The organism is Pseudomonas sp. GV105, assembly GCF_003058185.1.
Lineage (GTDB): Bacteria > Pseudomonadota > Gammaproteobacteria > Pseudomonadales > Pseudomonadaceae > Aquipseudomonas > Aquipseudomonas veronii.
The window spans coordinates 52696-66257 of record NZ_QBUF01000005.1 but is presented as its reverse complement, the minus strand read 5'-3'; the positions used below and the strand labels follow the sequence as shown (position 1 = coordinate 66257).

Here is a 13562-nt window from a genome sequence, read left to right as displayed (position 1 = left end):
TGTTCCTGTGAGGGCTATTGTTGCTCTCTAAGCAATTGGGCAGCGCGGGCGGCGAAGTAGGTCAGAATGCCATCAGCGCCAGCACGTTTAAAGGCTGTCAGGGATTCGAGGATCACCCCTTCACTCAACCAACCATTCTGGATCGCGGCCATGTGCATGGCGTATTCACCGCTGACCTGATAGACAAAGGTCGGCACCTTGAATTCCTCTTTGACCCGATAAAGGATGTCCAGGTAAGGCATCCCGGGCTTGACCATCACCATGTCGGCGCCTTCGGCCAGGTCGGCGGCCACTTCGTGCAGGGCTTCATGGCTGTTGGCCGGGTCCATCTGGTACGAGGCTTTGTTGGCCTTGCCCAGGTTCAGGGCCGAGCCCACCGCATCGCGGAACGGACCATAGTAGGCACTGGCGTATTTGGCCGAGTAGGCCATGATCCGCACATTGACGTGGCCGGCCAGCTCCAGGGCTTCGCGGATCGCCTGGATGCGGCCGTCCATCATGTCCGACGGCGCGACCACCTGGGCCCCGGCGGCGGCATGAGACAAGGCTTGCTTGACCAGCGCGTCGACGGTGATGTCGTTCTGCACGTAGCCGTCTTCATCCAGGATGCCATCCTGCCCGTGGGTGGTGAACGGGTCCAGGGCCACATCGGTGATCACCCCCAATTCCGGGAAGCGCTCACGCAACGCACGGGTGGCGCGCTGGGCGATCCCTTGCGGGTTCCAGGCTTCGGCTGCATCGAGGGACTTGAGTTCAGCAGGCGTGACAGGGAACAGCGCCAGCGCCGGAATCCCCAACTCGACCCAGTTCGCCGCCTCTTCCAGCAGCAAATCAATGGTCAAGCGCTCGACACCCGGCATCGACGCCACGGCTTCCCGACGGTTTTCCCCGTCCAGCACAAAGACCGGCAGGATCAGATCATTCGTGGTCAGTACGTTTTCACGGACCAGACGGCGAGAAAAATCATCACGACGGTTGCGACGCAGACGGGTCGCGGGAAACAGGCGATTGGCAGGGGTAAAGCTCACGACAGACTCCTGAGCCCGCGTTTACGGGCGAGTGTTGCAGTTATAAGCGGCCATTATGACGAAGGTATGACAGTTGTGCTTAACGATGCGACCTGTAGTCGCATTCGGCGTTTCTGTAGGAATTGTTCACTTCGTGACACATCTCGATACTTTCACGAATGATCGCGAAGGCGTAGGCTGCGCGTTCATTTCGCCAGCACCCAGACCATGCTTCAACAATTTCTGCATGACTTCGGCTACTTTGCCCTCTTCCTCGGGACGTTCTTCGAAGGCGAGACCATACTCGTTCTCGCAGGCTTCCTGGCGTTCCGTGGGTACATGGATATCAACCTGGTGGTGGTCGTTGCTTTTTTTGGCAGCTACGCCGGCGACCAGCTTTGGTATTACATGGGGCGCAAGCACGGCCGCAAACTGTTGGCACGTAAACCGCGCTGGCAATTGATGGGCGACAAAGCCCTGGAACATATCCGCAAGCACCCGGATATCTGGGTGTTGAGCTTCCGCTTTGTCTACGGATTGCGCACGGTGATGCCCGTGGCGATTGGCCTGTCCGGCTATCCGCCCTTGCGCTACCTGTTACTCAACGGCATTGGCGCGGCGGTCTGGGCGGCGGCACTCGGCGCGGCGGCGTACCATTTCGGCGCGGTGCTGGAAGGCATGCTGGGTAGCATCAAGAAGTACGAGCTGTGGGTGCTGGGTGCGTTGTTACTGCTGGGCCTGGTTCTCTGGCTGCGGCGGCGGTTCAAGAACGCGCGCATCGCCCGTCAAGCCTGTGCCGACGCCAAGGCCCGACTGGCGGCCGCACAATTGAGTGAGACCAGCCCGGCCGAGCCGCCTAAGACGCCAGTCGAGTAAGCCGGCCTCGGCAGCAGTAGAGGCCAATCAGGCTCAGCAAGCTGTAGCTCAACAGACCCGGCCAGCCCAGGTGGCTGGCCGGCCAAAGCCCGACCAGCGGCGCCAGCCATACCAACGGCACATTCAGGCCCAGGCGCACCAGTTCCGCCTTCAACGCCCACGGGCGGTTCTCCAGGGCGACGCCCAGGCTGAACAGGCCCAACGCCATTGCACTCCAGCCCAGCACCAACGCCGCCGTGGGCAGCCCTTCGCCGACGTTCATCAGATAACTGCCAAACCCCACATACACCGCGAATTGCAGGGCGACGTACACCTGTTGCCGCATATCCAGCGGCACCTCGAATTTGCGGAACTGGCTCAAGTCCGGCTTGGTCAACGGGTAGTTGGCCTTCACGTCGGCCGGCCGCCAGCCGGTACGCATGAACCAGATGCGCAGCTTGTCCCAACGGCTTTGCGTGCGCCGCGCGTCACTCCACAACTGCGCATAGAACTGCAGGTTGGCCCACAGCGGGTTCCAACTGGCCAAGGGGGTGGTGACGCCAAAGATCACCGGCTCGTTTTCGTCTTCTTCCTGAAACGAGCCAAACAGCCGGTCCCAAATAATGAACACCCCGCCGTAGTTGCGATCCATGTAGAGAGCGTTCTGTGCATGGTGGGCCCGATGATTGGACGGGGTGACGAAGAACCACTCGAACCAGCCGAGCTTGGGCACATGGCGGGTGTGGACCCAGAATTGATACAGCAGGTTGAGCGAAGCTACGCTGATGAACACCACCAGCGGCACGCCGAGCACGGCCAGAGGCAGATAGAAGATCCAGCTCAGCAGAAAGCCGGTGCTGGTCTGGCGCAAGGCGGTGGTGAGGTTGTAGTCCTCGCTCTGGTGATGCACCGAATGCGCGGCCCACAGGATATTGCGCTCGTGACCGCAGCGATGCAGCCAGTAATAGCAGAAGTCGTAGAACACAAAGGCGAACACCCAGGTCCAGACGCTCTCGGCCGACAGCTCGATCAGCGCCAGGTGCTTGAGGGCGAATGCGTAGGTCAGCAATCCCACGCCCTTGGTCAGCAGCCCGGTGGTGGTGGACAGCACGCCAGTGCTGAGGCTGTTGATGGCATCCGCCACCCGATAATTGCGCGCGCCGCGCCAACGGTCTACGAGCAGTTCAACCACGATCAAGGCGATGAAAAACGGTACCGCGTAAGGCACGAAGTCCATGGGCTAGTCCGGTCTGTTTTTATTGCATCAAGATTAGGGGCTGCGGCGAGAGTTCCCATTGGCAACAGATGACAAATTAGTAGACATTTAACGCCATGAATCAGGAGAAATGCCCATGAGCAAAAAGATTGCAGTGATCCTTTCCGGCTGTGGCGTGTACGACGGTGCAGAAATCCACGAAAGCGTGATCACCCTGCTGCGCCTGGATCAGCGCGGCGCTCAGGTCCAATGCTTTGCACCCGACATCGCACAGTTGCACGTGATCAACCACCTCACGGGCGAAGAAATGCCCGAGTCGCGCAATGTGCTGGTGGAGTCCGCCCGCATTGCCCGGGGCGACGTGAAAGACATTCGTGAAGCCAACGCCGAGGATTTCGACGCGCTGATCGTGCCTGGCGGGTTTGGCGCGGCGAAGAACCTGTCGAACTTTGCCAGCGCAGGCGCCGGTTGCAGCCTCAACCCGCAGGTATTGGCGCTGGCCGAAGCCTTTGTCGAAGCGGGCAAGCCGCTGGGACTGATCTGCATCTCGCCGGCCCTGGCCGCGAAGATCTATGGCCCGGGGGTGACCTGCACCATCGGCAACGATGCCGACACCGCCGCCGCGCTGGACAAGATGGGCGCCCACCACCAGGCATGCGCGGTGGAAGATATCGTCGAAGACACCGCGCGCAAGCTGGTCAGCACTCCCGCCTATATGCTCGGCAAGAACATCAGCGAAGTTGCGTCAGGCATCAACAAGCTGGTGGATCGGGTGCTGGAGTTGACCCACGAAAACGATTAACCGGCCCGCATCAAGCGTGTGAGCAGGCGGTCGAGTGCGTTGGCGAACGCTTGCTTGTCCTTTTCCCCATGGGGCGGTGGACCACCGCCCATCTGGCCTTGCTCGCGCAGATCGGTGAACAGGTTACGCACCGCCAGCCGCTCACTCATGTTCTGCGGGCTGAATTCCTTGCCGCGCGGGTCGAGAGCCGTCACGCCGTTCTTCACCAGGCGGTCAGCCAGGGGCACGTCGCTGCAGATCACCAGCTCACCGGGCACCGCGTGCTCCACCAGGTAGTCATCCGCCGCGTCCGGGCCGCTGGGCACCACGATCAGCTTAACGCAGGCGAAGGCCGGCTTGATCTGGCTCTGCCCGGCCACCAGCACCACCTCGAACTGACGCTTGAGGGCGAACTTCACCACCTGGTCCTTGGCCGCGCGCGGGCAAGCATCGGCGTCGATCCACACGCGCATGCTTATGCCGCCAGCCGGCGCTTGTCGGCGATCCGACTGCGGCCATACATCACCATAATCGCCAGGATCGCCACCACCTGCGCACTCAGCGAGTAGGCATCGGCGTGGATACCCAGCCAGTCGAAGTCAAAGAACGCCACCGGCCGCGTGCCGAAGATGCCGGCTTCCTGCAACGCCTTCACGCCGTGCCCGGCGAACACCACCGACAACGCACACAGCAGCGCCGCGTTGATCCCGAAGAACAGCGCCAATGGCAGCTTCGCCGAACCGCGCAGGATCACCCACGCCAGGCCCACCAACAGCACCAGCGCCGTGGCGCCACCCCCCAGCACGGCGTTGTGCCCGGCCGGGCCGGCTTGCAACCACAGGGTTTCGTAGAACAGGATCACTTCGAACAGCTCGCGGTACACCGAGAAGAACGCCAGCAGCGCGAAGCCGAAACGGCCACCGCCGCCCACCAGGCTGCTCTTGATGTAGTCCTGCCAGGCCGCTGCGTGGCGCCGGTCATGCATCCACACGCCGAGCCACAGCACCATCACACTGGCAAACAACGCCGTGCAACCTTCGAGCAATTCGCGCTGGGCGCCGCTCACATCGATCACATAGGCGGCCAACGCCCAGGTGGCCAAGCCGGCCAACAAGGCCAGGCCCCAGCCGACATGGACGCCGCGCACCGCCGATTCCTGGCCGGTGTTACGCAGGAAGGCGAGGACCGCCGCCAGCACCAGGATCGCTTCCAGACCTTCGCGCAGCAGGATCAGCAAGCCTGAGATAAAGCTCAACGACCAGCTCAGGCCATCGCCACCCAACAAGCCGGCAGATTCGGTGAGCTTGCCCTTGGCGGCATCCAGACGCTGCTGCACCTGTTCGAGCGGCAAGCCGTCCTGCAACGACTGCCGATAGGCCATCAGGGCCTTCTCGGTGTCTTTGCGCACGTTGGCGTTGACGTTGTCCAGGGAGCTTTCCACCAGCTCGAACCCTTCCAGATACGCCGCTACCGACAGGTCGTAGGCTTGCTCATGGTCACCGCTGCGGAACGCCGCAAGGCTCTTGTCGAGGGTCGCGGCGGTGTAGTCGAGCAACTGCGCCGGGCCGCGCTTGACCTGCGGCGGCTGGGCACGCTGGGCGCGGAACGTCGCAGCAGCGGCCGGGCCGTTGGCGGCCAACACTTCATTGGGGGTCTGGCGGGCCAGGTCGGCGAGGTTGAACGGTTGCGCGCTCTTCGCGGCAGCCGGGTCGGCCGTGAAGCCGGCGATGTAGGTGGCCAGGTCCCAGCGCTGGCGGTCGTCCAGTTGGTCGGCGAAGGACGGCATGTCCGTGCCTTCGACACCCAGGCCCAGCGTGTTGTAGATCGCATAGAGGCTCAGGCGGTCCAGGCGCTCCGCGTTCTGCAGGTTCGCTGGCGGCGGCGTCATGCCGACGCCCGCCGGGCCATCACCGGCGCCGGCCGTGCCGTGGCAGACCGAGCAGTGCTGGGCATACAGTGGTGCGCCGCGGGTCGGGTCGGGCGTAATCGCCGGGGCCTGGCTGACTTCATACGCCGCCGCCAGCTTGGCGCCCAACTGCCGGGACTGGCGGGCCACGCTGGCACCATCCTGACGAGCGGTCACGGCCGCGACCAATTCATCGACCCCTTTGACCAATTCCGCGCGCTCGGGCTTGGACGGCAGCTCAGCCACCAGGCCCTGCAATACCCCCAGAAATTCCACCTGCTCACGGTATTCCGATTCATCGACGACCTTGCCCGCCGCTACCGTCGGCGGATAGTCCGCGCCGATGTAGTCCAGCAAATGCAGGGCTTTCGTGGCGCCCTCGGCAGGCGCGGCCAACAGATTGAAGCTGCACGACATCAACGCCGGCAATAGCAGCCAGGCGAGAAAACGGAAGGGGGCAGTCATGAACGAATCTCAAAGGGAAATACGAAGTAACACATTGTTGAGCTTTATGAGATTTGACTCAAGGTGTAAGTGATTTGTATTTTGAGTAACAGAGCAGATTGAGCTGTAGCAATGACGCCACGCCCGACGATTCTGCGCTGCCCCCAACGCGCACAGGCAACGCAAAAACAATGTGGGAGCGGGCTTGCTCGCGATAGCAGTGGGTCAGCCGACTGACTCGGTGACTGACACTCCACTATCGCGAGCAAGCCCGCTCCCACATTGTCGATTCGGTTTCTTCAGCCCGGTCCGGGTTCAAGCCGTCGCGCGATGCAAGCTGGCGAGGAAGCCAGCAGCCCCCACGAACAACCCGGCAAACGTGCGGTTCATGCGTTTTTGCTGCTTGGGCGTGCGCAACAGGCGCAAGACTTTCGACGCCAGGCCGGTATAGCCCGCCATCACGATCATATCGACGCTGATCATCGTCGCGCCGAGGATCAGGTATTGGATCAGCAGCGGCGCCTGCGGGTTCACGAACTGCGGCAGCACCGCGAGCATGAACACCAACGCCTTGGGGTTGCTGGCGTTGACCAGAAAGCCACGGAACATCATCGCCATCGGCTTGCCGATCGGCCGTACTGCGGCGTCATCGGTCATGTCCATGGGCAGCGCGCGCCATTGCTTGACGGCCAGGTACACCAGGTACGCCACGCCAAACCATTTGATCGCATAGAACGCGGTGGACGACGCCGCCAGAATGGCTCCCAAGCCGCCCGCGACCACGGCGATCTGCATCGCCAGGCCGATTTGCAGGCCGATGGCGTTCCAGTAGCCGCGCAGGAAACCGTATTGCAGGCCACTGGACATCGAGGCGATGGCGCCTGCGCCAGGAGAAAGGGAAATGATCCAACTAGCGAGGAAAAAAGCCAGCCATGTGTCGAGTGCCATTGCACACCTCAGCAGCGAGTTTGCGGTTGTGCCTTAAGCTAACGCTGCCGACCGAAGGCTGGCTATAGTTTTTTGCAAGATGTGAACGCTAGCGCTGGCCCGGGAGGACAGCACTGTCGCGCCAGCGGCGCACCGAGCGTTGGAAGAACAGGCTATTGGGCACCTGCACCGTCACGCCGCCGGTCCCCGCCTCTTCCACTTCGATCAGCGTGGTGTAAAGCAGGTTGATCGCCACTACCCGGCCTTTGACGCCGGGCTTGTCGACGGTGTCCACCAGCTCGACCACATCACCGAGGCGAAACGGCCCGACGGTGAAGATCAGGATCGCGCACAACAGGTTGGACAACACCGACCACATGGCGAAAAACGCCACCGCCGCCACCGCGACAAACCCCGACAGCGCGGTCCACAACACCGTGGCGGACACGCCCAGGCGCTCCAGCACGAAGATCAGCGCACTGCCCATGATCAGCCAGCGCAAGCCGCCACGCAGCGGCATCAACAGCTGCGGCGGGAAGGGGTAGTGCTCGCCGAGGCGGGTCAGGCCTTTGGCGACAAACCGCTGGGTCAGGTAGCCGGTCAGCAGGATCAGCAGGATTTGCACGCCGATCCACACGGGGGCGACCCATTGCGCCGGCAGCGGCAGTTGCAGCGCGTCCATCAGGACAGCGCCTCCAGCTCCGCTTGCAGGCTTTCGAGCAGTTCGAGGGCTTCCATCCAGCTTTCCTCCAACTGCCCTTCACGGACCTTGAGCTTGGCCTGCTCGGCCAGCAGATCGCGCAGTTCATCCTTGCGCGCGGCTTCGTACACAGCACTGTCGCCCAGGCTGGTTTCGATCTTGGCCAGGCGCTCGTGGACCTTGCCCAACTCGGCTTCCAGCTTGTCGGCTTCGCGCTTATGCGGCGCCAACTGCTGACGCAGGGCGGCAGCGGCCTGGCGCTGGGCCTTCTTGTCGGTTTTGTCCGGGTTGACCGGGGTGTTGCTGGTCGGCGCGTTGCGCAGGCGGTATTCCGTCAGCCAGCGCGCGTAGTCGTCGAGGTCGCCGTCGAACTCTTCGACTTTGCCGTCGGCCACCAGCAGGAAGTTGTCGGTGGTGCTCTTGAGCAAGTGGCGATCGTGAGACACCACCAGTACCGCACCGCTGAACTCCTGCAAGGCCATGGTCAGCGCCAGGCGCATTTCCAGGTCGAGGTGGTTGGTCGGCTCGTCGAGCAGCAACAGGTTCGGCCGGTCCCAGGCGATCAACGCCAGGGCCAGGCGGGCTTTTTCGCCGCCGGAGAAATTCAGCACCGGCTCATCGATGCGCGCGCCACGGAAGTCGAAGCCGCCGAGGAAGTCGCGCAGGGGCTGCTCGCGTTCGGTCGGCGCCAGGCGCTGCAGGTGCAGCAACGGGCTGGCCTTGGCGTCCAGGGAGTCCAACTGATGCTGGGCGAAGTAGCCGACCACCAGGTTCTCGCCACGGGTCAGGCGACCGGCCAGGGGTTGCAGCTCGCCCGACAGGTTCTTGATCAGCGTCGACTTGCCCGCGCCGTTCGGCCCGAGCAGGCCAATGCGCGCACCCGGCGTGAGTTGCAGCTTGACCTTCTCGAGGATGGTTTTCTCGCCATAGCCCAGGCGGGCATCGGACAGGTCGAGCAACGGGCTGGAGATCTTCACCGACTCGCGGAACACGAAATCGAAAGGCGAATCGACGTGGGCCGCCGACAGTTCTTCCATGCGCTCCAGCGCCTTGATCCGGCTCTGGGCCTGGCGGGCCTTGGTGGCCTGGGCCTTGAACCGGGCGATGTAGCTTTCCATGTGCGCGCGCTGCGCCTGCTGCTTCTCGAACGCCTGCTGTTGCTGGGCCAGGCGTTCGGCGCGAGCGCGTTCGAATGCGGTGTAGCCGCCACGGTAGAGGGTGATTTTCTTCTGTTCGACGTGGGCGATGTTGTCGACCACGGCGTCGAGGAAATCCCGGTCGTGGGAAATCAGCAGCAAGGTGCCCTGGTAGCTCTTGAGGAAATCCTCCAGCCACAGGATCGCATCGAGGTCCAAGTGGTTGGTCGGTTCGTCGAGCAGCAACAGGTCCGAGGGGCACATCAGTGCCTGGGCCAGGTTCAGGCGCATGCGCCAGCCGCCGGAGAAGTCGGCGACCGGGCGGTCCATCTGTTCGTTGGTAAAGCCAAGGCCGGCGAGCATCTTGCGCGCACGGGCGTCGGCGGTGTAGCCGTCAGCGCTGTCCAGTTCCGCGTGCAGGCGGGCTTGAGCGGCGCCGTCCTGGGCTTTCTCGGCCGCGGCCAGGTCGTGTTGCACCTGGCGCAGACGCAGGTCGCCATCGAGCACGTAGTCGATCGCGATGCGGTCCAGGGTGTCGATCTCCTGGCGCATATGGGCGATGCGCCAGTCGGCCGGCAGCAAGCAGTCCCCGGAGTCCGGGGTCAGCTCACCCAGCAACAGGGCGAACAACGTGGATTTGCCGGCGCCGTTGGCACCGATCAGGCCGGCTTTGTGACCGGCGTGCAGGGTCAGCTCGGCGTCTTCGAGAAGACGTTGCGGGCCACGCTGTAATGTTAGGCTTTGAAGTCGGATCATAATGGCGGCGGAGTCTACCAGCTTCGTTGGCCGCTGGCTTGGGTGTGAATATGTGCGCTGACCTGTGGAGCTTTGCCCTCTCGACTTACGCCCGCCCGGGCGTCGAGGCTGCATGCCTGCGTGTGCAGGAACAAGGCGCGAATGTGTGCCTGTTGCTCTGCGGGGCGTGGCTGGAACAGCGGGGCGTGGCGCTGACGCGTGAACGCGCGCTGGCGCTGAGGCATATCGCCGAGCCCTGGCAATCGCAGGTGGTTGAACCGTTGCGACAGGTACGCCGGCAATGGCGGGCCGTGGCGCAGCAGGATGCGGCCTTGGCGGCGTTACGGGAGCGGGTCAAAGCCCTGGAGCTGGACGCGGAACGCGAGTTGCTGGCGCGCCTTGAAACGCTGGCAACGACATGGCTGACAGGCGAGGCGATGGGTCAACGATGGTTGGAAGGCCTGGCGGCTGAGGGAGCCGCCAACCTTGACCACGACGCGCTGCAGCAGCTGCGCGTCGCAGTCACCGGCACTTAGGAAGCGCTGGTTGGAGTGCTGTTGCTTGGCGCGACCGACGCAGGGGTGCTGGTCGATGCGCTTGGCGCTGCTGGGGTAGCAACCGATGCTGCCGGGGTGGCTGGCTTGGCCGGTGCTGGTTTTGCAGCAGCAGCTTTAGCCACTGGCTTGGCGGCTGGTTTCGCGGCAGCGGCTTTAACCACTGGCTTGGCGGCTGGTTTTGCAGCAGCGGCTTTAACCACTGGCTTGGCAGCTGGTTTGGCAGCAGCGGCTTTAACCACTGGCTTGGCAGCTGGTTTGGCAGCAGCGGCTTTAACCACTGGCTTGGCAGCTGGTTTGGCAGCAGCGGCTTTAGCCACTGGCTTGGCGGCTGGTTTGGCAGCGGCCGTTTTGGCAGCTGGCTTGGCAGCCGGTTTTACAGCAGCGGCTTTAGCGGCTGGCTTGGCGGCTGGTTTGGCAGCAACGGCTTTAGCCACTGGCTTGGCGGCTGGTTTTGCAGCAGCCGTTTTGGCAGCTGGCTTGGCGGCCGGTTTTGCAGCAGCGGTCTTGGCAACTGGCTTGGCAGCTGGTTTTGCAGCAACAGTCTTGGCAGCTGGCTTGGCGGCGGCCTTAGCCGGCGCTTTGGCGGCAACGGCTTTTGCCGGTGTACGAGCGCCCAGCACTTTCGATACAGCTTCCTTCACACGACCAACGCCCTGGGCCAGTTTCAGGCTTTCTTGAGCATCTTTTTTGAGTTGGGAAATGTAGGTGCGGGTTTCGGCTTGGCGATCCTTGAGGGCGTCCAGCAGGTCCTCAAGTTCTTTGACTGCGTCTTTGGCTTTGGCTTGAGCCTTGGCTTTGCCGGCAGTGGCGGCGTCTTGCAATTTGGTGCGGGACTTATGCAGTTTTTCTTGCGCTTTACCGCGTTGTTTTTCCAACTTGGCGAGCAGTTTTTCTGCATCAGCCAAGGCTTGGGAACACGCGCTTTCCAAATGTTCGAGCAGACTGCCCGAGAGTTGTTGGAGTAAGTGCAACGGGGTATTTACAGGCTTCTGTTTGGCCGACATGGTTTACCTCCTGGCTGACGTGGGTGCGGCTCATACTAGCCCTCTGCTCTTACCGCCGCTAGGGCATGTTGACAGTATCGTTTGCCTTGCGTTGCACCGTGCGAAAAATCTTATCGATATAACGAAAAACCACGCCACTTTTTACCCTCTCACACTGGCATAATCCGTCGCACTTTCGGCTGGAGAAGACCCATGTCGCGTTACCTTTTTCTTGCGCTTGGTTTGGCGATTTCCGTGGCCAATGCAAGCGAGCCAGCGTCATCCAAAACCACTGCCCCGGACGCGCACGACCTCGCGTACAGCCTGGGCGCCAGCCTCGGTGAGCGGCTGCGCCAGGAAGTCCCCGACCTGCAGATCCAGGCCTTGATCGAGGGCCTCAAGCAAGCCTATCAAGGTAAACCGCTGGCACTGGATAACGCGCGCATCGAACAACTCCTGGCGCAGCATGAAGCGCAGGACGAAGCCGATGCTCAGGTACCGCAAAGTGAAAAAGCACTGACGGCCGAACAGCAGTTTTTGACCCAGGAAAAAGCCGCGAGCGGCGTGCGCGAATTGGCCGATGGCGTTCTGCTCACGGAACTCACGCCCGGCAGCGGCAACAAGCCGTTGGCCAGTGATGAGGTTCAGGTGAAATACGTGGGGCGATTGCCCGATGGGACGGTGTTCGATCAAAGCACCCAGGCGCAATGGTTTCGTCTGGACAGTGTGATCAGCGGCTGGAGCAGTGCGCTGCAACAGATGCCGGTGGGCGCGAAGTGGCGCCTGGTGATTCCATCGGCACAGGCCTATGGCGCCGACGGTGCTGGCACGTTGATCCCGCCTTACACGCCTCTGGTATTCGAGATCGAATTGCTCGGCACCCGGCATTGATCCAATAAAAAACGGCGCGTCATACGCACCGTTTTTTTATCTCATCAGCAACGGTCAGGCCGGGGCGACAGCCACATCCCGGTGAGCATTGTGCAGCACTTCGATCAGGCAATCCTCCAACTCGAAACGCTCATGGAGCAGGCCGCCCAGCTCTTTGAATTTCTCGGCAACACACTTGCCGGCATCACACAGGTCATTGAACGCCAGCAGCTTCTCGGTGATCACATCGATGCGTGGGTAGAGGGTCTCGGCCAATTCAAGACCACGCTGATCGTCAAAGGCTTCCGCCTCCTTGGTCAACTGTTCGTAGACGCCGAAATGACCGGCAGACACGTAGTCCACCAAGACACCGCAAAACGCCTGCAGCGGCTTGCGATTCATCGCTAATGCTTCGGGCTTCTCGCCGAGAGCATCAAACGCCCGAACCAGTTCGTGGCGTGCCTTCAACCAGCTGTCGATCAGCTTGTGCACCCCACCCCAGCGTTCCTGAGCATTCTGACAACTTTCCAGCATGATGATCTCTCTTCCCTATAGGGGGCGCTGCCACTCTGTGCCCGCGCAGTACTTCAAGGATAAAGCGGCAGCCGGACAAAGCCGCATCTGACAACGGTTTCAATAACGCATGCGGGCCAGATTATGCCCGCATGACTATGGCTTCAAGGTACGCAGGAGAGAAAGTTCATACAAGTGTTTAATCCCGTCCTACAACTTGCGACCACTTTTCAGCGTGTCGACAGGCGCAAGCGTTGGCTGAATATCAGCCGTGAAAACTGCATGAAACCCAGGATCAACATCGCCACGAAAAACAACAGACTCCACTCCGGGAGGCTCAAATCGAACAGGGTCCAGGTGATTTCCACGCAGTCGACGGTACCGTTGAAGATCGAGCGCAGCGCCTGCGAGAACGACAGGTTTTCGAGCATGTACTGCAAACTGGGCCAACAATCGCCAGCCTGATCAGACGCAGTGTTCTGCAGCAACACCTGGCGCACTGCGGTAATTGCGCCTAGCGCGGCACAGCCCATGCTCACCAACCCGTACCCATAGATGCCGTAGCGCTTGGGGTTATGAACAGCCGCGACCAGGTTGATCAACGTAAAGGTGGCGAGGAATAGCCGCTGAACCTGGCACAGAAAGCAGGGCCGCAGCAGCGCGCCATATTCCAGGTAGAAAGACGCACCCAACGTCAGCGCACCGGCCATGAACGCCAGGAAAAACAAGGAGCGTGAGGGGGCCAAAGACATTGTTTATCCGTACCGCGAGAGATAGGCCGTTACGGTAGAGGAAAGGCCTGACCCCTTTCAATACGCGTTAGAGCAGACGATTCCGTTAAAACGTAGGGACATCCCGCCAGAGCTTGGAGGACATAACCTGACGCAACGTAGGAATGTATTACGAACCCAGTTAAATCGAGTCTTTACACA

General features: G+C 61.7%; 14 protein-coding genes. 4 read left to right on the top strand and 10 right to left on the bottom strand.

Features of this window, described 5'->3' with window-relative positions; all coding sequences use genetic code 11:
• Window positions 1-14: 14 nt before the first annotated feature.
• Window positions 15-1028: a porphobilinogen synthase gene (gene hemB / locus C8K66_RS10915; RefSeq protein ID WP_057003998.1), complete on the bottom strand. Its 1014-nt coding sequence runs from the start codon at window positions 1026-1028 to the stop codon at window positions 15-17.
• 207 nt (window positions 1029-1235) lie between these two features.
• Here hemB and C8K66_RS10910 point away from each other — a divergent pair, with 207 nt between their 5' ends.
• On the top strand, window positions 1236-1883 hold the full coding sequence (locus C8K66_RS10910) for a DedA family protein (protein WP_017845144.1): 648 nt from the start codon (window positions 1236-1238) through the stop codon (window positions 1881-1883).
• Here the strand turns inward: C8K66_RS10910 and C8K66_RS10905 are convergent.
• Window positions 1864-3099: a sterol desaturase family protein gene (locus tag C8K66_RS10905; RefSeq protein WP_108524828.1), complete on the bottom strand. Its 1236-nt coding sequence runs from the start codon at window positions 3097-3099 to the stop codon at window positions 1864-1866. The two genes, C8K66_RS10910 and C8K66_RS10905, sit on opposite strands and share 20 nt — an antisense overlap.
• 115 nt (window positions 3100-3214) lie before the next feature.
• On the opposite strand from C8K66_RS10905, the gene elbB reads away from it, so the two are divergent.
• A complete protein-coding gene (gene elbB, locus C8K66_RS10900) occupies window positions 3215-3880 on the top strand; it encodes an isoprenoid biosynthesis glyoxalase ElbB (protein WP_046381678.1) in 666 nt (221 codons plus the stop codon).
• On the opposite strand, the gene C8K66_RS10895 is transcribed toward elbB, so the two are convergent.
• The 5 genes from C8K66_RS10895 to C8K66_RS10875 all read right to left on the bottom strand — a co-directional run bounded on the left by C8K66_RS10895 (window position 3877) and on the right by C8K66_RS10875 (window position 9728).
• Window positions 3877-4332, bottom strand: coding sequence for a YaiI/YqxD family protein (locus C8K66_RS10895; protein WP_017845147.1), 456 nt, complete (start codon window positions 4330-4332; stop codon window positions 3877-3879). The genes elbB and C8K66_RS10895 overlap by 4 nt on opposite strands.
• Before the next feature lie 2 nt (window positions 4333-4334).
• On the bottom strand, window positions 4335-6230 hold the full coding sequence (locus C8K66_RS10890) for an FTR1 family protein (protein WP_046381677.1): 1896 nt from the start codon (window positions 6228-6230) through the stop codon (window positions 4335-4337).
• A gap of 294 nt (window positions 6231-6524) precedes the next feature.
• Entirely contained in the window at window positions 6525-7157 is a 633-nt protein-coding gene (locus C8K66_RS10885; protein ID WP_026139801.1) for a LysE family transporter, read from the bottom strand.
• Window positions 7158-7245: 88 nt separating this feature from the next.
• Window positions 7246-7818: a mechanosensitive ion channel family protein gene (locus C8K66_RS10880; protein WP_108524826.1), complete on the bottom strand. Its 573-nt coding sequence runs from the start codon at window positions 7816-7818 to the stop codon at window positions 7246-7248.
• The gene (locus tag C8K66_RS10875) at window positions 7818-9728 is read right to left on the bottom strand and encodes an ATP-binding cassette domain-containing protein (protein WP_017845151.1); all 1911 of its coding nucleotides are present in this window, start codon (window positions 9726-9728) and stop codon (window positions 7818-7820) included. Before C8K66_RS10875 ends, C8K66_RS10880 begins: the two co-directional genes overlap by 1 nt.
• 50 nt (window positions 9729-9778) lie before the next feature.
• On the opposite strand from C8K66_RS10875, the gene C8K66_RS10870 reads away from it, so the two are divergent.
• A complete protein-coding gene (locus C8K66_RS10870; RefSeq protein WP_108524824.1) occupies window positions 9779-10243 on the top strand; it encodes a TIGR02444 family protein in 465 nt (154 codons plus the stop codon).
• Here C8K66_RS10870 and C8K66_RS10865 read toward each other — a convergent pair.
• Complete coding sequence (locus C8K66_RS10865; RefSeq protein WP_108524822.1) at window positions 10240-11268, bottom strand: AlgP family protein; 1029 nt, start codon at window positions 11266-11268, stop codon at window positions 10240-10242. The two genes, C8K66_RS10870 and C8K66_RS10865, sit on opposite strands and share 4 nt — an antisense overlap.
• Before the next feature lie 192 nt (window positions 11269-11460).
• On the opposite strand from C8K66_RS10865, the gene C8K66_RS10860 reads away from it, so the two are divergent.
• Window positions 11461-12138 carry an FKBP-type peptidyl-prolyl cis-trans isomerase gene (locus C8K66_RS10860; RefSeq protein ID WP_046381674.1) on the top strand — a complete coding sequence of 226 codons (678 nt, stop codon included), beginning with the start codon at window positions 11461-11463 and terminating at the stop codon, window positions 12136-12138.
• Between the two features lie 54 nt (window positions 12139-12192).
• Here the strand turns inward: C8K66_RS10860 and C8K66_RS10855 are convergent, their stop codons facing one another.
• Both C8K66_RS10855 and C8K66_RS10850 read right to left on the bottom strand, forming a co-directional pair.
• Window positions 12193-12651, bottom strand: a complete 459-nt coding sequence (locus C8K66_RS10855) for an Rsd/AlgQ family anti-sigma factor (RefSeq protein ID WP_017845155.1) — start codon at window positions 12649-12651, stop codon at window positions 12193-12195.
• 209 nt (window positions 12652-12860) lie between these two features.
• The gene (locus tag C8K66_RS10850; RefSeq protein WP_046381673.1) at window positions 12861-13382 is read right to left on the bottom strand and encodes a disulfide bond formation protein B; all 522 of its coding nucleotides are present in this window, start codon (window positions 13380-13382) and stop codon (window positions 12861-12863) included.
• Window positions 13383-13562: the final 180 nt, after the last annotated feature.